The 19,971-nt window shown below is 38.9% G+C and carries 15 protein-coding genes, 1 other RNA gene and 1 pseudogene; 2 read left to right on the top strand and 15 right to left on the bottom strand.

What is annotated here, in order from left to right; genetic code table 11:
* Positions 1-69: 69 nt before the first annotated feature.
* From LBYS11_RS07460 to LBYS11_RS07410, 11 genes and pseudogenes are all read right to left on the bottom strand, one after another.
* Positions 70-648, bottom strand: a complete 579-nt coding sequence (locus LBYS11_RS07460) for an ANTAR domain-containing response regulator (protein WP_004269312.1) — start codon at positions 646-648, stop codon at positions 70-72.
* Complete coding sequence (locus LBYS11_RS07455) at positions 641-2,047, bottom strand: sensor histidine kinase (protein ID WP_016991941.1); 1,407 nt, start codon at positions 2,045-2,047, stop codon at positions 641-643. Before LBYS11_RS07455 ends, LBYS11_RS07460 begins: the two co-directional genes overlap by 8 nt.
* Positions 2,048-2,327: 280 nt before the next feature.
* Positions 2,328-4,234 (bottom strand): annotated as a pseudogene (locus tag LBYS11_RS07450) (ATP-dependent DNA helicase).
* An 85-nt stretch (positions 4,235-4,319) separates the two neighbouring features.
* Positions 4,320-5,456, bottom strand: a complete 1,137-nt coding sequence (locus LBYS11_RS07445; protein ID WP_054550771.1) for a THUMP domain-containing class I SAM-dependent RNA methyltransferase — start codon at positions 5,454-5,456, stop codon at positions 4,320-4,322.
* Between the two features lie 3 nt (positions 5,457-5,459).
* Positions 5,460-7,205 (bottom strand): GGDEF domain-containing phosphodiesterase, encoded by a 1,746-nt coding sequence (locus LBYS11_RS07440; RefSeq protein ID WP_054550770.1) that lies wholly within the window; start codon positions 7,203-7,205, stop codon positions 5,460-5,462.
* Positions 7,206-7,688: 483 nt separating this feature from the next.
* An RNA gene (gene rnpB, locus LBYS11_RS07435) (RNase P RNA component class B) lies at positions 7,689-8,069 on the bottom strand.
* Between the two features lie 60 nt (positions 8,070-8,129).
* Complete coding sequence (gene gpsB / locus LBYS11_RS07430; RefSeq protein WP_004269307.1) at positions 8,130-8,426, bottom strand: cell division regulator GpsB; 297 nt, start codon at positions 8,424-8,426, stop codon at positions 8,130-8,132.
* Between the two features lie 121 nt (positions 8,427-8,547).
* Positions 8,548-9,795, bottom strand: a complete 1,248-nt coding sequence (locus LBYS11_RS07425; RefSeq protein ID WP_103117759.1) for a ribonuclease H-like domain-containing protein — start codon at positions 9,793-9,795, stop codon at positions 8,548-8,550.
* 158 nt (positions 9,796-9,953) lie between these two features.
* The gene (locus LBYS11_RS07420; RefSeq protein ID WP_103117758.1) at positions 9,954-12,221 is read right to left on the bottom strand and encodes a DEAD/DEAH box helicase; all 2,268 of its coding nucleotides are present in this window, start codon (positions 12,219-12,221) and stop codon (positions 9,954-9,956) included.
* Complete coding sequence (locus LBYS11_RS07415; protein ID WP_054550767.1) at positions 12,196-12,579, bottom strand: YppE family protein; 384 nt, start codon at positions 12,577-12,579, stop codon at positions 12,196-12,198. The genes LBYS11_RS07420 and LBYS11_RS07415 overlap by 26 nt, the downstream gene beginning before the upstream one ends.
* Before the next feature lie 207 nt (positions 12,580-12,786).
* A complete protein-coding gene (locus tag LBYS11_RS07410) occupies positions 12,787-12,984 on the bottom strand; it encodes a hypothetical protein (RefSeq protein ID WP_004225568.1) in 198 nt (65 codons plus the stop codon).
* A gap of 380 nt (positions 12,985-13,364) precedes the next feature.
* On the opposite strand from LBYS11_RS07410, the gene recU reads away from it, so the two are divergent.
* Both recU and LBYS11_RS07400 read left to right on the top strand, forming a co-directional pair.
* Positions 13,365-14,009 (top strand): Holliday junction resolvase RecU, encoded by a 645-nt coding sequence (recU, locus tag LBYS11_RS07405; protein ID WP_048389981.1) that lies wholly within the window; start codon positions 13,365-13,367, stop codon positions 14,007-14,009.
* A gap of 2 nt (positions 14,010-14,011) precedes the next feature.
* Complete coding sequence (locus tag LBYS11_RS07400; RefSeq protein WP_103117757.1) at positions 14,012-16,690, top strand: penicillin-binding protein 1A; 2,679 nt, start codon at positions 14,012-14,014, stop codon at positions 16,688-16,690.
* A 183-nt stretch (positions 16,691-16,873) separates the two neighbouring features.
* On the opposite strand, the gene LBYS11_RS07395 is transcribed toward LBYS11_RS07400, so the two are convergent.
* The 4 genes from LBYS11_RS07395 to asnS all read right to left on the bottom strand — a co-directional run bounded on the left by LBYS11_RS07395 (position 16,874) and on the right by asnS (position 19,961).
* Positions 16,874-17,188, bottom strand: coding sequence for a YpoC family protein (locus tag LBYS11_RS07395; protein WP_066037666.1), 315 nt, complete (start codon positions 17,186-17,188; stop codon positions 16,874-16,876).
* Positions 17,185-17,847: an endonuclease III gene (nth, locus tag LBYS11_RS07390; RefSeq protein WP_048389975.1), complete on the bottom strand. Its 663-nt coding sequence runs from the start codon at positions 17,845-17,847 to the stop codon at positions 17,185-17,187. The genes LBYS11_RS07395 and nth overlap by 4 nt, the downstream gene beginning before the upstream one ends.
* A gap of 12 nt (positions 17,848-17,859) precedes the next feature.
* Positions 17,860-18,588, bottom strand: coding sequence for a DnaD domain-containing protein (locus LBYS11_RS07385; protein ID WP_016994290.1), 729 nt, complete (start codon positions 18,586-18,588; stop codon positions 17,860-17,862).
* 77 nt (positions 18,589-18,665) lie between these two features.
* A complete protein-coding gene (gene asnS / locus LBYS11_RS07380; protein ID WP_004232833.1) occupies positions 18,666-19,961 on the bottom strand; it encodes an asparagine--tRNA ligase in 1,296 nt (431 codons plus the stop codon).
* Positions 19,962-19,971: the final 10 nt, after the last annotated feature.

Genomic DNA, 19,971 nt, shown 5'->3' with positions numbered 1-19,971 from the left:
CTTTTTTATTTATAAATTTATATAAAAAAAGGCACTTTAAAGAAGAAATCTCTTTAAAGCGCCTTTGCTTCAACTATTGACTTGTAAGTTGTTAATAATTTGCTGTGCAATATGCACCATTTCCTGTTGTGTTTGCATGCTTTCATTGCGAATCTTACGGTAAGCCTCGTCCTCGCTTATATTTTCAGCCTGCATCAGCAAGCCCTTCGCTCGTTCAATGACTTTTCGCTTATCTAATTGTGTTTGCTTATGTAAGATCTCCCCATTGAGACGGTTGAATTTATCAATTTGATGAAAAGCAACCTCAAGCACAGGCAACACATTTTTTTCAGAAAACGGTTTCATTACATATCCTAATATATTATCCTGCTTCATGTATAGCAACAATTCTTTTTCACTATAGGCCGAGATGAAAAGAACGGGTATACCAAGCTGTTGTTCAATAATTTTACTTGCCTTTAAACCGTCAAGTTTAGGCATTTTAATGTCCATTAAGATTAACTGTGGTTTGTGTAAAAAGGCTAATTCAATGGCTGTTTCCCCATTGTTCGCTTGTGCTACAACTTCGTAGCCGTTATCTTCTAACATAAACTTCAAATCAATCGCAATCAGTGATTCATCTTCGACAATCATAACTTTCCTAGTCATTTACGATAAATACCTCCTCACTTACAGGGAACTGAATTTGAGTATGTGTACCTTCATTACTAGGGATAATTGAAAATGAGCCAGCTAAATCATATTCTACAAGCCTTGTGATAATCTCCATACCAAAAGATGCCTTCACCTCTTGCATTCCAACGCCGTTGTCAGAAATATGAAGCGAAATTGTAGAATCTTCCTGAATGAATTGAATATCGATAACTCCTTCATCACGTCCGATAAACGCATACTTTAATGCATTTTGCAGTAGCTCACAAATAATGAGTGCTAAAGAGACTGCCTTTTTTGAATGGCAGAACAGCTGCAAATTTTCATGATGAAAGGCTAGTTGAATAGTTGCTGTATTAGACGTACCAATCATTTTATGACCAATTTTTTTAGCTAATGCGATAACGTCTACTCTTTCTTCAGCGTTATCTTCATTTTCTAAAATCAGCTCATACACCGATGAAATACTATAGATTCGATTTAATGCCTCTTGAAACGCACTTGCATTTGAAGCAGACAGATCATTTCGCATTTGCAAACGTAATAGACTTGTCACTGTCTGAAGATTGTTTTTCACGCGGTGGTGAATTTCTCGTATCGCAAATGTTTTCATCATTAGCTCATTTTCTTTCAGCTTAAGCTCTGTTAGATCATGAATAATGAGTAGCGTGACTTTCTCGTTATGACTGCGAATAGGAATCTTCTTCACAATAAAGGACTTACGATCAATCGTAATTTCTAGGAAAAAGACATCGTCGCCTTTATCATAGACCTCCTGTAAAAAAGGTAAGATTTTATCCAACGCTATATTGTCAAAATTTTCTAATCCAGATAGCTCCGAAATAAAATGATAGCCTGCTGGATTACTATAAATCACTTTATTTTCGTGATTTGTGAGAATAATCGACTCTACGAGTAAATCAGAAACAACTGGAATTGGTTGAGAATTAGGTTCGACAATATGCTCAATTAATGCAAACGGCATATTTTGAAAATCATCCTTCGGTGTCGTTTGCATCTTCACCATTTTTTCCTGAATCAACACAGCAATTACTTGCTGCTGCTCATTAAAAATGGGAATGACATTTTGCTCCACCGTTATGCCTTCCTGCGTAATTGCTCTGGAAATGGATGATTTTTCTTTATGTTTAAACGCAGCAAATACGGCTGGTTCAAAACTTTCAAATACGAATTTTCCGATAACTGATTTTTCGTATAAACCAATCTCTTTCTTCGGGAATGCCTCTGCCACAACAATTGCATGCGGTAAATTCTCCAACAAGCAATCTATGAACATGTAACAATCTGTCAACTCAGCATAATACGTTAGCGTAGCCTCTATTTCTATTAACTTGTCAATATCCGTTGCCGATAGATTTGTATATTTTCTACACAATGATTGAATGTTCGACAGGTTTAAGCCCCCTATCAAGGAATAGTCAGTAAGCAATTTGACTATTCTTAAAAATCTTTGTCATTATTATAAACCTTTTGTGAAATTATTTTCAATATAAAAAATATATTCTTTCACAAGATTTCGTTGCATTACAAAGAACTATATAGCTTAAAAGAGAAATATTCAACAGTTTTTTAAAGATCCATAATTTAACTACACACATAATGTTATTTCGATATAACAAAAAACGAGCTTACCGTTTGGGTAAACTCGCTTCTTTCTATTTTATTTCTGGTACAACTGCTACTATATTTTCAAAGGCTGCGCGCTGCTTTTGTTCATCTTCATTTAATAAAATGTGAATATCACCATGGTCATTCGATGTACGAATTAAGCGCCCCATCCCTTGCTGCAAGCGTAATTGCATGAAAGGTAATTCTACTTCCTCAAATGGGTTTTCGGCAAATGTACGTTTCGCATCAAATAATGGGTCCTGTGGAGGAAATGGTAAATCATAAATAATCACACGTGTTAATGCTTCCTCAGGCAAATCTAACCCCTCCCATAAATGATATGAACATAATGTTTTAACTGTTCCTTGCTGGAAGTCTCGAACAATGGCTGATAGCTCTCGATCTCCCTCAAATGCTACATACATACGTTCCATTAGTGGTAATTCTGCCTTGAAGTTTAGCATGGCTTGCTTCGATTTAAACAAAATCAACGTTTGCTCGCCATCACGCAGCAACTGCTGAACACGCGCTGTTTTGTCTCGTTGTGTAAGCTCATGTAAATAGATTTTCATAACTTCTTCATAGTCGAATGGGGATGGCACAGAAAATGATTGGTAATCTCGAATTCCTAAACTATAGGCAATATAAGAAAAGTCTTTATTGACCGATAGAGTGGCAGAAGAAAAGACGATTGGAAGCTTTTTAGAGAATAATTTTTCTGCTAAAACTTCTGTGATTAAACGAGGCATAATGACGAGCGTTTCTTCACCATCTGTTTCCTCTAACCAATCTACTGCATCTCCCTGTGCGATGAAAATACGCAACGAAGCCTCATATTGTTCTAAATATTCTTCCGCCATATTTAGCTCATATTCAGGTATCATGTACATTTCTGATTCAAAAACGAATTCTTCCATCAATGTTTCTACATCATCTATTAATTGCTTCCCGTAAGCAAGCAATGTTTTTGATTTGTTTATGCGTTTGCGATCTTCATTAGAAGCGACGATATCATCACGAAGCTGATCAAAAATAGTTCATGATCATCCTGTAATTTCTCCATTGCATACAGTGTGCGCTCGCGTACACCATCTACCATCAAGCGCTCCAATAATTGCACGATAGTCGTCGCCTGTACTTTATAGGTCATCGCTTTTTGCGCAGCATACTCCAATAAATGTCCTTCATCCAGCACCATCATTGATACCTCAGGCAGTAATGCTAACTGACCTTCACGCTCACGAGATTCCTTTGTAGCCAAATGCTCCATTAGAAAATCTTGTGAACAAATAACAAGATCGGTTGATTTTCGATAATGAGAGCGATGCAATGTTTGCCCACAGCGATTACGAAGGTCACAAACCGAACATTGCATAATCGAATTGTAATTAACCTTTTGCCAATCCTCATCACTGACTGTTGGATAATTACTGCGTTCCCCATATGGATGAACAGCAATCATCGAACCTTGTGCATAAACACCATCAGGGATAGAAAAGGAAATATCATCAATCCATTCATCCGACTCCACTTTCTCTGCTTCCTCAAAGCGTTTTAAGCATAAATACTGATCTCTCGATTTTGCAAGTCGAACATCAATATCAAGTCCTAACGTTTTTTGGAGTTTATAAATATCGCCCCCCTCTTTTACAAGTTGGTCGATTAATGTTTCATCTGCACAAGCAATCAACGCAGGTTTCCCTGTGTAACGTGCGTAGGAAATAGCTGGAAGCAAATAAGCGATCGTTTTGCCAGTTCCCACTCCTGCCTCTGCAAAGAGAACATTTTTTTCTTTTAGTGCTTGTTCTATTTGATAAGCCATAAAGATTTGCTCATCACGGCATTCAAAGCCCTTTTCTGGTAATTCATCATAAAGAACATCGCCCATCCAGTCACCTAATGAATCGAAAAATGAACGGTCCTTTGATAATGCAAATGGTAAAGATTTACGCAATTAATGTTCCCCCTCTAACTATCTGGTGCTATTATACGCGACGAAACGGAAGATAAGAAAAAATCTTATCTTCCGTTACTATTCGTTAATCTCTTTTAGACTTTTGACCCCAGAACTGATAATAATTTGTTTCAATAAAACCATTAAATAATTTACGTTTTTTCGTCGCTTGGCGTCCATATAATTCTTCAAAATTCTTCATGGAGGATAGCATATATACAGACCAAGTTGGATAGTTTTTCATGACCTTCCCAACATCGCGAATCACCTGTTCCACGACTTCCACATCACCAATACGCTCTCCGTACGGCGGGTTCCCAATCATGACACCATCCGTTAACTGTGTTGTAAAATCACGTGCTTGCATTTGCTTAAACGTGATTAACTCTCCAAAGCCTGCTTCCATTGCGTTTTCTTGCGCAATGCTGACCATACGGTGATCAATATCGGAACCAATAATTTCTAAAGGCTGATCATAGTTCGCTAAACTATCTGCTTCATCACGAACCGTATCCCAGATTGCAGCTTTCATCCATGGCCATTCCTCAGAAATAAATTCTCGGTTATAGCCTGGAGCTATATTTTGTCCAAACATCGCCGCTTCCAATGCAATAGTACCAGAGCCACAGAATGGGTCAACAAACGGGCGATTTGGATTCCATTTTGAAATTTGTACAAGTGCAGCTGCTAATGTTTCTTTTAATGGTGCCTCACCTTGAGCCTGACGATAGCCACGCTTATGTAGGCCAGCTCCAGATGTATCAATCGTTAGTGTCGCCACATCTTTTAAAATTGAAACCTCAATTTTGTAAGTCGCTCCAGATTCATCTAAAAAGCCAAGACGCTTATAATGCTGTTTCATTCGCTCAACGATTGCTTTTTTGGTAATGGCTTGACAATCAGGTACACTAAATAATTTCGATTTTACGGACTTTCCTGAAACAGGAAAAGCAGCGTCCACTGGTAAATACTTCTCCCAAGGGAGTGCCTTTACACTTTCAAATAATTGTTCGAACGATTTTACTGGGAATTGCCCAACAACAATCTTTACACGATCCGCTACACGTAGCCATAGATTGGTACGCGCAATCGCCGTTTCATCACCTTCAAAATATACTTTGCCATTGTCAACGGTTGTTTCATAGCCAAGTGCTTTTACTTCTTGTGCCACAATAGCTTCTAAGCCCATTGCTGACGTAGCTACTAATTGATAGTTTGCCATAGATTATTTCCTTCCTTGATGCTCAATTTCCCAATACTCCATAAACTCCATCAATTCGTTTAACGGGAGTGGTTTGCTGTAATAATAGCCTTGGATAATATCACAGTTCATTTTACGTAGTATATCCACTTGTTGTGCTTGTTCTACACCTTCAGCAACAACTTTCATTTTTAAGCGATGGGACATTTGAATAATCGCATCTACAACTGCCTGTTTTTCATCGAGTGATCCAATATGCTGGATAAAGCTACGATCAATTTTTAAACAATCTAATGGGAAGCGAACCAAATAGCTTAAGGATGAATAGCCAGTCCCAAAATCATCGATTGAGATTTTAAAGCCTAATTGTTTTAAACGAACCAATTTACTAACTGTCTCATTGGCACTGTTCATCACCGTTCGCTCTGTCACTTCTATTTCAAAATTGTTAGCTGGCATATTATAGCGCTCTAATATTGTTTGTATCGACTCCAAAAAATTCTGCTGTTTAAAGTGAATGCTCGAGATATTAATGGCGACAGGTGTTTTCCAACCATATTGTTGCATTTGAATGACTGCCTCACAAGCTTTTTCGATAATAAGCTCACTTAATGGAATGATTAGACCTGTATCCTCCGCATAAGTGATAAACTCAGCAGGCGAAACAAAGCCTAGCCTCTCGCTATTCCAGCGGACTAGTGCTTCTAAACCTTGAATCTGCTCATTTTCCATAGAAATCTTTGGCTGAAAATGTAGCTCAAATTCACGGTTTTCTATTGCTCTTCTTAACTCAGAATCTAGCAATAGCACTCGTTGTGCGTCGGTTTGCAGTTCATCAAAATAGAAGGAATAGCCGTTTAGTTCATTCTTTTTTGAATAAGTCATCGCTCTATCTGCACAATTGATCAGTTCTTCTGTGTTTTTACTATCAACTGGATAAACGCTAATACCAATACTTGTAGAAATAAAAACTTCCTGATCATTTATCATCATTGGCTGTTCAATACTACTAATAATTTGTTCAGCAAATTTTGCAGCCTCTTTCACATTTTTCACATTGGTTAATGTAATGACGAATTCATCTCCGCCATATCTTGCAATAATATCTTTATTTTTCAGTAATTTTTTTAGTCGATTTGCTACTTCTATTAAAATTGAATCTCCAACAGCATGGCCTAATGTATCATTAATTTGCTTAAATCGATCCAAATCTAAGAAATAGATCGCATGCTGCACTGAATGAGAAATAGCAGAAGTCGATTCCAAGAGATTATCCATTCTTTCGATATAGGCAAAACGATTGGATACATCTGTTAATGAATCCGTGAGCAAACGCTTTTCTAATTCATTTTCTACTATTTTTCTTTCAGACAAATCTGTGAAAATACCACAGTAATTTGTAACCTCACCCTCATCGTTGGTTACACAAACAATTGTTAACCATTCAGGATATACGTCTCCAGTTTTACGACGATTCCATATCTCACCTTGCCAAATGCCTTCTTGTCGTATCTGCTCCCACATCTCTAAATAGAACGGCAATTCATGTACACCAGATTGTAAAACGGCTGGCGTTTTTCCAACCACATCATCACATGTATAGCCTGTCACAAATTCAAAGGCAGGATTAACCATTACTATTTTTTTGTATTCATCAGTAATCATGATACCTTCAGATACATTTTCGAAGATTTTAAGTATTAAGGAAGTCGGATATTTAGATATCAGTTTCAGTTTATCCGTACTTTCCCAATTGTTTACTCCGTTCATGTTTCCGCTCCATCCTATCTCTCTATACTCCCTCTCAGAAGGGCATTTACGTCAGGCCAACCACTATGTAATCTATTACGCTCGGTGTAATTGTCACTGACGCTTCTCTTTCGTGCAATGAATGCGTCCAGATTTTTCGAATTTGCTCGAAAAGCGCCTCAAGTAAATCTATGACAATCGCGGAAGGCATTCTCTTGATAAACAGGTAACCATACACCTAAACTGATAAACCATTTATAGAGGTGGTTATTATACCTGGCGTTTGCTTACAATACAAGTATGTGAGCAGTCAAGATCAATACATCACATTGATGCTATAACCGTTTTCAGATGTTGTGACTTAGAAGCGGTAGCGATACTTCTCAAACGTATAGCGCATACCAAGACTTGATTAACAAGGTTACTTTTTCCTCATGAATTCAAAATAAAAGCTCTCCACCGAATTGGAGAGCGCTTGTTATTTCGTAGATAAGCATCAAAAAATTCCATAAGCCATGTTTTGTTCCCGAGTACTCAAACAGCTTGCGCCTCGTACGATCAGGTGGTAATCATCTATCTACAGAGCAAACTCTGTCCCTCTATCCGTTCAATTCCTTCTAGAGAGTGCCCCTACCATAATTTGGGTTTCTCACTCGTGGGGTTTACCTCGTTCCACCTTGCAAGTTTCCAAGCAAGCTTCGTCACTGTGGCACTTTCAGGAAGTGTCAACCATATCCAGAGGACTTAGGTTTTCCTTCCGCCGTCAGCCTTAATAGCTGCCTTACCTTATTTTTTCAGTAAGCACGAACACTACGGTCATCTCAGAACCGTGCGAGCATGGACTTTCCTCTACGACGTCTAGCGCCGCAGCGATTACCAGAATTTCGTGATGATACGAAAGATTATACTAGAGTTTTATGTTAAATACAATATAATTGACTAAATTTATTCGTACAGCTTGCTACCAAATACATGTTTTTCTAAATTAGAAAGACGTTTTAAAATATCAAAATTCGTTGTACCAGCTGCCGCTGAAGCAACCGGTTGTCTCTTAGGTGTGCTTTCAATTTCTTCTTTTAACTGTCTATTTTCTTCACGTAGTTGGGCCACCACTTTTTCAAACGTTTCATAGTCTTGAATAATTTCATCAAGAAAAGAATCTACTTCTTCTACATTGTAGCCTTTAAAGTTCTTTTTAAATTCCTTTTCAAGGATCATTTTTGACGTTAATTTAATGTCCATTCACATCGCCCTTCCTCACACTACATACACGAATACATTATAGCATACTTCATCACATTATATCGTCTGAAAATACTAATTGTAAGGCTAAACTTGTCGTTTCACGCGCTTACCCACGAATTTATTTCTTATTTCCTAATCTGTGTAGTCTCTTTTCCCAAGAAATTTCCCATTTTTGTTTTTGTTCTGCTCTCCATTGCCCATTATTTCGAATGAGACGTATGCCTTCTTGCGTATAATAAAGGGCCTGCTCATAATCCTTCATTTGGTGCTCATAAAGTATGGCTAGCTGCTCAAGGGCATGTAACTTTGTTCTTGCTTCAACAAAATGAAGGGAGGCCACGAATGAGTCAATAGCTTCACTATAGCGTTTATTCTTCTTGTGCTGTAAAGCTAAATAATATTGAGCATGGCCCGCTTCTAGCGCATCAAATTTTGATGTCACCTTTTCTAAAATCCTCACACTTTGTGTGCTTTCTCTTAAATCACCATACCATTTCCCAATGTTGGTGAAAGTTTTTGCTGATTCTTCATGGTCCTGCTCGAACAATAAATACGTAGAATGACTATACAGTGTGATAAGTGATAGTAAATCCCACTCATTATGATGCAAAACCTTTATAAGAGCATCTGGAATGCCACTTTTTACTGCATCCAAATAAATAATAGGTGCGAGATGGCCTGGAATATCCCCTTTACGCGAAAAACCAAGCTTTTCTTCCTCGACAGATTTTAATTTTAAACGCTCCATATCATTTTTCCATAAACGCTTCGAACTATGCAACAAATCGATCTGTCGCTGAGAGCGTAATTTTGGTAAGATTTTTTGATGCAATGTCCATCGTGTTTCAAGCTGTGGCCAATCAAAGCTTTTCCCATTATAGGTAATCACAGTAGCTGACTTTTGCCAAAGCTTGGATTCAAATAAGAAGGCTGCTTCATGTGCAGGATCTGCCATAATATATTGTGTGAGGATAAAGGATTCTTCAGCTACTTCTAAAAATCCAAGCAAAAAAATATGGGTCCCAACACCCTTTAAACCTGTTGTTTCCGTGTCAAAAAATAAGACGGATTCTTCCATATCTAGCGCATAAGGATGATCAAACTCAGAATCTTGCCATTTTTTCAGGGCTTCAAAGAATGATTGCAGTTGATAATGTCCATGCTGATAGCTAAACGGATAGCTTACTTGACGCTTAAATACGATGCCGAAATCATTTTCAACAACCGTTAGTCCCGCCTGTTTCCATTGCTCTGTATAGCTTGGCCTAGCAGGCTTTTGGAACGCTGGTTCTTCAACTTTTTTGGCGGACATCGGTTTTTTTCCCAGCATTTTTTTCATTTGTAATATTTTATTTTCGTAAGACATGAATTTCACTCATTTTCTGCTTATTGTATAAGACATCTCTCTTGCAAGAGTAACATGATTGTTAACCTCATTCAAAATATTCTTCGAGGAAAATCGATTTACCATGAATACAAACAAGAGGGTGAAAGAACATATTGGCGTTCCTCACCCTCTGTTTACTATGCCATTAATTGTTGCAGTAATTTAGCTACCTTTCCTTTTGTTTGGAGCAATGATTCTTGTGCCCCAATACAGGAAGGACAGCCTGATTCACATGCACAATTTGTAACATGCTCATATGTTTTCATGATTAGCTCTTCCCATAGTTCATATACCTTTTCACTTAAGCCGATGCCACCAGGATACTTATCATAGACAAAAAACGTTGGCCGCTCATTATGTGTGGCCTTCACCTGTGGTACAACGGCTACATCGCTACTATCACATTGAATAAACAAAGGAATGAAGGCATTCATCGCGTAGGCTACCCCAGTCATAGCATCTGTTAGCTCTTCCTCTGTCCATTTATCTGGTGCTGTAAACGATAGCCACGAAGCACTTGTATGCATTTCATCAGGTGGTAAATGTATAGGTCCTGAGCCAATATTGTCATGTGTGCCGAAGCGTATTTTCTTGAAAATCGTTGCTTGTGCAACTAAGCCAACATCGCCAAAGCAGATTGTACCACCTGCATATGAACGGTTACGATCTTCCTCTAAAACTTTCATTTCAACTGCTAGATTGGCATCTGTATAGTAATCAACATCTACTTCACGTACGTAGGCTTTCTTTTCTTCCCAGTCAAGCTTCTCTACTTGGAACTGAATGCCTTGGTGCAAGTAAATGGCTTCTTCATGCAAGAGTGTCATGGCACTATGACGATCCATTTCACCAATAACCTTTGTCTGTGCAGGAATGGTAAGATCAATAATGACTACATTTTCTTGTGACGCTGAACGTAAGCTAATATCATGCGCCGGGAAACGATCACTCATCCAATGCCATTTATCACTCGTCTTAAAAACTACCCCTTCTTCTGCTAAATACTCCAGCAATTCTTGTATGTCATATTCTCCATACGTATCGCCTGTTGAAAAAGGTAGCTCGAAGGCAGCACATTTCAAATGATCCATTAAAATCAGCATATTTTCTGGATAAATACGTGCTTCCTCTGGTGTACTGCCTAGTAAAAATAGTGGATGATTGACTACATACTGGTCCAATGCGGAAGATTGCGCAACATAAATAATCAATGCCTCATCCTGACGTCTCCCTGCACGTCCTGCTTGCTGCCAAGCACTCGCAATATTTCCTGGGTAACCTGTCATAATACATGCTTGTAATTGACCAATATCGACACCTAATTCTAATGCATTGGTGCTAACTACTGTCTGGATTGTCCCATCACGTAAGCCTTTTTCGATGACACGTCGTTCAGATGGCAGATACCCACCTCGATAGCCACGTACAGATTCATCGAGCAGCTTATTACGTGTAAGTTCCTTTAAATAGGTTACAATCATTTCTACGCGTACCCGGCTTTTGGCAAAAATAATGGATTGAATGCCAGCCGTGTACAACCTCTTAGCTAAATCACTTACCTCTAATACAGCACTTCTACGCACGCCAAATGTTTTATGAATAATTGGCGGATTGTAAAAAAGAAAGGTTTTCTTACCAACTGGAGCACCCGAATCAGCAATGAGCATGTGTGATTCATTCGTTAGTAGCTCAGCAAGCTCTTTAGGATTTTTTATGGTAGCCGATGTACAAATAAACACTGGTTTACTCCCATAAAATTCACAAATTCTTTTTAATCTCCGAATAACATGCGCCACATGGGAACCAAACACACCTTTGTATGTATGCAATTCATCAATCACAATATATTGTAAATTCTCAAAAAGTGAAACCCATTTTGTATGATGCGGCAAAATCCCCGAATGAAGCATATCAGGATTCGTCATCACGATATGCCCTGCCTTACGAACCTTTTGGCGAATGCCTGGAGCCGTATCTCCATCATAGGTATAGCTTAAAATCTCCTCACCGCTTTGCTCAATGAGCTCATTCAAATCATTTTTCTGGTCCTGTGCCAGTGCCTTTGTTGGAAATAAATAAATGGCACGTGCATTTTTATCCTCCATTATTTTTTGTAGCACTGGCAGATGATAGCAATAGGATTTACCTGAAGCAGTTGGCGTAACCGCTGTAAAAGATGTACCACTCTGTGCCAAATCAAATGCCTCTCGCTGATGTGTATAAAGCTGCTCAATCCCTCTTGTCTGTAAGGCTTTCACTAAAGAAGGATGTAAATTCCCAGGAAATGGTGCATAGTTAGCTGGACGCCCCTCTAATGTTTGCCAGTGCAGGATACGCTCTTTAAGTTCTTCATCATATCTCCACTCATGTAAAAGCTCACTAATCGTTCGTTTCTTCGATAGCATCCTTTTCTCCCTCCTTAACTAATCGTTCAAATATTTTCAAAGTATAGGAAGTAGAATGTATGGCATCTAAAAAACGTTTTTTACTTGTTTCTTTATAAAAAGATTGCACAACAAATTGCTCCATCGATTCAACGACTGAAGCAATTTGTTGCGTATGCATATATTTTGGTCGATTTTTTTGAATCCATTTATTGGCTTCTTGCTGCCATACCTTTAAAAGTTGATGAATTTCATCTGCATGTGGCTTTACCTCTTGAAAAAAATCAGGTGTTCGATCTTCCTCACGCATTTGCCAAAAACGTGAAACGCACTGATCACATTCATCTATTAATTTGGATGTTTGCTGGATAACTAACAATTTTGCACCTCATCTCTCAACAATTATACATAGCAAATATATTTCGTAGTGACGGCATATACATGCTGAGTATGTTTTGTTCAGCTCGTCATCTATGGAAATATCACTGTTTATGACACCTATTTACCACACCTTTATGGAAAATAATGTATCAATCTTCATGCTATTGCGTTAGTTCAATTGCTTATAAGATAAGTGTACCAAAGTCTATGATTTTTCACTACTAATAGGCGAACAAGCATTCTTTACTTGCCAGTTCTTTTCTGCTAAGCTTACTTTCTGGCTAACCGCTTTAAGTTGCATAAAAAAATGCAAACTATGAGCATTGTTTTCCAATGACACTCTCGTGAAAAGTAATTGATTGACCAGATCTAACTGCGCAACTAATTGTTCTAACTTGTTCAAAATAACGCCTCCTTTGCTTTACTTTAGTATTCCTCGTATGTATAGAATTACCTTCAGGCGTGACAAAATAAGCGTAAGTTAGCTGAAAGAAGAAGATTTTCGATAAAATTTTAATAGTGAACCTCTGACCAAAAAAATCGTCATGAATGAAAGGTTGCTGTGTGAGTATATTTTCATCCCAATGACCTATTTAAATTTATCAGTTATTTTGACGATTCTAGTAATAATAAAGCTGGCGATTTTTCGACGCAAATTATTCATACGTACCATTTGTTTTCTACTATTCTAGTAACAATTTCATGAATGATGGAGGTAGAGAACAGCTATTAAAACATGGTAAACTAGTGGATAGAAAAGCAGTAAGGTAAAGGGTGAGTTTAATGACAATTCGTTATCCAAACGGGAAATTGTATACCCCAAATGCTTCTGTACAGAAAACAGAAAAAAAGAGCAAAAGCAAAGATTTATCTTTTAGTAATCGCGGGAAGACGCTAGAAGATGAAATTAATGAAGCAAACGACTATTATATAAAAAGGCGACTTGCTATCATTCATAAGAAACCTGTTCCTGTGCAAATCGTCAAAGTAGAGTACCCTTCACGAAGTGCTGCTGTCATTCGTGAAGCTTATTTTCGAACACCCTCTACAACCGACTACAATGGTGTTTGGAATGGGCATTATATAGATTTTGATGCAAAGGAAACGGCTTCCAAAACAAGTTTCCCCTTAAAAAATATTCATGAGCATCAAATGACACATATGCAGCAAGTGACGGAACAAAATGGTGTGGCTTTTATTATCGTTCGTTTTTCTGCTTTTGAACGATATTTTATTGTGCCATACAAAGTTTTACAAAAGGCCTGGCAAGCAATGGAAAATGGCAATCGTAAATCGATACCCTTTTCGATCATCGAAGAAGAGGCATATGAAATTCCCACGAGCTATTATCCGCGTATCGATTATTTACCTATCATCCAACAATTGATTGATGCAAAATGCTACGGGTCTGAAAGTGAGGAGAAATAAGAATGACTGAACGTCGTCGAACACGTGGAGAGCATCAAAAAGCTCTCGCTGAAAAAAATAAAAAGAAAAAAACGAAACCAGCCTCATCCGCTAAGACATGGTTTAAACGCATTTTATTAACTGTCTTAGCCATCGGTGTAGCAGGCTTAATTGGAGGAGGTGCATTATTTGCCTTCTATGCAAGCACGGCTCCTGAGCTCGATGAAGAATTATTGAAAGATCCTGTTTCTTCAGAGTTCTACGATAAAAACGGTGAATTATTTGCAACAATCGGTGCTGAAAACCGTAAATATATAAAATATGAAGATATACCTGAAGATATGATCAATGCTATTCTGGCTACAGAAGATGTACGCTTTTTTGAGCATCATGGTATGGATTTTTATCGTCTAGGCGGTGCAATCCTTGCAAACTTCCGTGATGGCTTTGGTGCGCAAGGTGCATCAACTTTAACACAGCAAGTAGTCAAAAACTCATTTTTACAAAACGAGAAGAAATTAAAGCGTAAAGCACAGGAAGCATGGCTTGCCTTCCAATTAGAGCGTAAGTATACGAAAGAAGAAATTTTTGAAATGTACTTCAACAAAATGCTTATGTCAGGTCGTATCTATGGCTTCGGTACAGCCTCACAATACTTCTATGGTAAAGAATTAAAAGATTTAACTTTAGATGAAGAAGCACTATTAGCAGGGCTAGTGCAACGACCAAATGCGTATAATCCATTAAAAAACCCTGAGCTTGCAAAAAAACGACGTAATACCGTTTTAGGATTAATGTATCAACACGGAAAAATTTCTAAAGCCGAAATGGAAGAAGCCAAAAAAGCAGAAGTTCAATCAGGTTTAGCGGATGATGCAACACGCCAATCTTTTGCAGGTTCCAAATATGATGCCTTCCTGGATATTGTTATTAATGAATTAGAAAATAATGGTGACGGTTCGGCAATGGCAGAAGGAATCAAAGTCTATACGACGCTTGATCCAAATGCTCAACAAGTTGTAGAAAATGTGATGAATGATGATAGTAATTTCCCAACTGAAGATATTCAGTCAGGTGTGGCGGTCGTTGATACAAAAACAGGTGCCATTCAAGCCGTTGGTGGCGGTCGTAAATATGGTGCAGAACGTGGCTGGAATTATGCCGAGGACTTAACAAATAATCAACCAGGTTCCACAATGAAACCGTTAGTCGACTATGGGCCAGCAATTGAATATTTAAAATGGTCTACAGGTCAAACACTTGTCGACGAACCAATGAACTATACAGGTACAAAGCAAACAATCACAAACTGGGATGGCAGATATATGGGTGCCATGACTGCACGTAAAGCATTATATGCTTCACGGAACGTTCCAGCTGTCAAAGCATTACAGGAGGTTGGCACAGAAAAAGCCAAGGAATTTGTTGGACGTTTAGGAATTGAAACAGAAAATCTCTATGAGTCCGATGCAATTGGCGGTGGTGCTATTACTATCTCTCCTATTCAAATGGCAGCTTCCTATGCTGCTTTCGGTAATAACGGGGTCTATACAGATCCACATTCGATTACAAAAATTGTCTATCGAGATGGTAAAACGTCTAAAAACTATACACCTGAGTCTAAAGTGGCTATGAATGATTATACGGCTTACATGGTAACAGACATGCTACGTGATGTAGTCGGCAATAAGCCTGATGCCTCAGGAACTGCAGCCAATGTGCCTGGCTTGGATATCGCAGGTAAAACAGGTACAACTAACTATTCAGCAGAAGACTTTAACAAATATAATTTACCGAATACAAGTGTGCCAGATTCATGGTTTGCTGGTTACACAACTAACTATTCCATCGCTATATGGAGTGGCTATGAAAAACACTTTGATCCAATTACAACGTGGGAAGAACGTCGATTACCACAAAACTTATTTAAGACGATTATGCAAGAAATTTCAGCGAATGTTGAGACAGCTAGCTTCAAAAAGCCAAGTACTGTTGTAGAAGCAACGGTGGAAGTAGGCTCTAAACCTTTAAGATTGGCAAGTGACTATACACCTAGCGAACTACGTCAAACAGAGTTATTCGTTCGCGGGACTGAACCAACAGAGGTTTCTGAGGTCTATGAGGCGCCAGAGCTATCTACACCTTATAATGTTTCAGCAAACTTAGATTTAGGAGCACAGTCGATCAATATTTCTTGGGAACATGATGCCATCCTAAATCCAGAAACCGATGAACCCTTACCAACTTCATTTGAAGTTTCTGCCACACGTGAAGGTGGAGAAACGGTTGTCCTTGGCACAGCAGACACCAAAGGCCTAACTGTTGCTAACACACTTGAAGATGGTAACTATACAATCTCTGTCGTAGCCATTGTAGATGGCACACGCAGTGAGCCTGGGACAACTACCTTCCAGATCACAAGTACCCCTGAGGAAGATTTGGAAACGGAAGATCCAGATGAACCAGATATTGATTTACCGATTGATCCTGGTCAAGAGGATAATGATCAAGGTAATAACAATAATGGTAATGGCGACAACGGTAATAACAACAATAATAATGGTAATAACGGGCATGGAAATGGCAATGGGCATGGAAATAACGGCAATGGTGGAAACAATGGCAATAATGATGGAAATCAGCAGCCAACACCTCCTACCGAGCCTACCAACCCAAATGAAGAAGACCAAAGCTCAGAATAAAGAAAAAACCGAGAAGCAGTTCATTCACTGCTTCTCGGTTTTTTTATTGATGAAGGGCTTTGAGGAGGCTATCCGTCAGTTTTGACGGTCTATCCTTCACTCTACAAGGTCTATTCGCCACTTTTCGCGTTCTATCCTTCCCTTTACATGTCCTATCCACTTTTTATACTCTATCCATCAACTCTAACTTTTACTAGCTTGAATCCGCAGTCGTGCTGTGCGCTTTTTCGTTTCTTTAAATAGCTCATCTAGTTGACGATAGCATGCATATTGACCTGGCTTAGCTTTAATAAAGGCTAATCGCTCAACCCCATTAATCGGTAGCACTTCATCTCCTGCAGCTTGCACAAGTTGTTCAAATAGCTCGATGGCATCTTCCATTAGCCCTTTTGCCAGTCCATTTCTTGCATCATGTGCTGTATGGATAGCGGCTTGTAGTGAAGTCCATTGGGCAAACCATGCATCTACTTTTTCTTTTGCAATGGCTTCGCTATTCATGCTTCCTTCACCATGCCTTTCTTTAAACGCTTTTGCCCTTCACGACAATCGTCGAGTAAAGGGCAAGTACCACATCCAGGATTTTGGGCCTTACAATGATAACGCCCAAAGAAAATTAATTGGTGATGCGTTTTTGACCATTTGTCCATTGGCGTTTTCTTCATAATCGTCTCTTCCACTTCAAGCACCGAATCTTTCCATCGACAGAGCCCTAGGCGTTTGGATACTCGCTCCACATGGGTATCCACTGCAAGTGCTGGAATATCAAAGGCTACTGAAAGCACAACATTGGCCGTTTTTCGTCCTACACCTGGTAATGTCACCAATGCTTCACGTGTTGCAGGGATTTCGCCACCGTACTCATCTAGTAAACGTTGACATAGAGCCTGAATGTTCTTCGCCTTATTGCGATAAAGGCCAATAGAGCGAATATCCTGTTGCAATTCCTCTATAGAAACAGCTAAATAATCTTCTGGTGTTTTATATTTTTGAAATAAGGTTTTCGTTACTTTATTGACTAGTACATCTGTACATTGTGCAGATAATAATGTGGCAATCGTTAGCTCAAAAGCATTATCATGGACGAGCTCACAATGTGCGTCGGGAAACATTCGATCCATTTCTTCTAGACAATGCTCCCACTGTTTTTTCGTTAACAAACTGGATGCCCCCTATTCTCTTTCTTCCAACCAATTATAAAAAGGAACTCTACCCGTTGATTGCGTTTCTTGTTGAACTGTTCGAGCTGGTGCTCTGTTAAATGTCTGTTTCTCACGGAACTGTTCACTTTGCTTTTGTGCGGCTTGAGGTGTCGTAATATTTTTCTTTTTCCATTCTAATAAAATGCGATCAATATAGCGAATACTCAATTTCCCAGCAAAGACAGCCTCCTTTAGCGCCTCTTTGATGAGTGCGGGACTATGTTTGTCCTCATCAAGCCAGCATCCAATTTTTTCAAGTTCTAAAGGAGATAAAAGACGCCCCATTTCCTCTTCAAAAAGACGGAATATCTCCCCTTCTTCTTGCTGAAGTGTCACTGCCGTTTGTTGCTGCTCTTTCATATCAATCATCTGTAAAATGCGCTCCCATAGCGGGTATACGGAATACTTTTCATATAGCTTGCCACCCGCGTCGACATCTCGTGTAATTTCAAGAAAACCCTTCTGCATTAATCGCTGTAAACGGGATGTGATGTCATTATCAGACATTGTGAGACGATTTTTTAGATCATTAGGTGTTGGGAAGTCATTCTCCTCCATATGAAAGGCCAATAAGTGCATGACAATCAGTGCCTCTTCATCCTCCATGTTTAACTCCTTATAAAACTGAAAAAAAAGCTGTGGAATGGGAATCATTCTCTGCTCAGTCCATGTACGGAGTCGATGATTATTTACGTTCATTATTCTCCAGACTCCTTCTTTAAGTAAGTAGAAAAGCCGCGTAGATAGTTCACTACGCGACTTTTAAATTGATTAGCTTATGGATATAAGCGGTTTAGTAAACGTGGGAATGGAATTGTTTCACGGATATGCTCTGTGCCTGAAATCCATGCTACAGTTCGCTCTAACCCTAGACCAAAACCTGAATGTGGGACAGAGCCATGTTTGCGAAGCTCTAAATACCAAGCATAGGCATCTAATGATAGGTTATGCTCTTCCAGACGTGATTTTAATAAATCGTAGTCATGGATTCGCTCTGAACCACCAATAATTTCTCCGTAACCCTCTGGTGCAATTAAATCTGCACATAATACAACATCATCACGATCTGGGTGTGGTTGCATATAGAACGGTTTAATGCCTACTGGGTAACAAGTAATAAATACTGGTTTGTCAAATGAATTCGCAATCGCTGTTTCATGTGGCGCACCAAAATCATCGCCCCACTCAATATCGTCAAAGCCTTGTTCGTGTAAAAGCTTAATCGCATCATCATAAGAAATTCGAGGGAATGGCGCTTTAATGTTTTCAAGTGTTGATGTATCACGGCCAAGTCGCTCAAGATCTAATTTGCAGTTTGCAAGTACAGATTGTACGATGTGCGCTACATATTGCTCTTGTACTTCTAAATTTTCTTCAAATTCTACGAATGCCATTTCAGGCTCAATCATCCAAAACTCGATTAAATGACGACGAGTCTTAGATTTTTCAGCACGGAAAGTTGGACCAAATGAGAAGACTTTTCCTAAAGCCATCGCAGCAGCTTCCATGTAAAGCTGACCAGATTGAGATAGATAAGCATCTTCATCAAAATATTTTGTATGGAACAGCTCTGAAGTACCTTCAGGCGCAGAACCTGTTAAAATTGGTGGGTCCATTTTTGTAAAACCGTTGTTATTGAAAAATTCGTATGTAGCGCGAATAATTTCATTACGAATTTTCATAATGGCATGTTGTTTACGAGAGCGCAGCCATAAATGACGGTTATCCATTAAGAATTCTGGACCATGTTCTTTTGGTGTGATTGGGAAATCTGTTGCTGCATGTAGTACCTCGATACCAGTTATAGCAAGCTCACAGCCAAAGCTTGAACGTTCGTCAGCTTTCACCTCACCAATCACATACATAGAAGTTTCTTGCGTCATCCCTTTTGCCGTAGCAAAAATTTCTTCGCCTACTTCTTCTTTCACTACAACGCCCTGTACAAAGCCAGAGCCATCACGTAGCTGTAGGAACGCGATTTTTCCACTTGAACGTTTATTGGCTAACCAAGCGCCAATTTTGACTGTTTCACCGATATGCTGTGGCATATCTTTAATCATAATTTTTTTCATAGAAATCCTC

The sequence above is a fragment of the Lysinibacillus sp. YS11 genome (assembly GCF_002896375.1).
In the GTDB taxonomy this organism is placed as follows: Bacteria; Bacillota; Bacilli; order Bacillales_A; family Planococcaceae; genus Lysinibacillus; species Lysinibacillus capsici.
The sequence above is the reverse complement of the archived record's forward strand: the minus strand, read 5'-3'. Positions and strand labels throughout refer to the sequence as shown.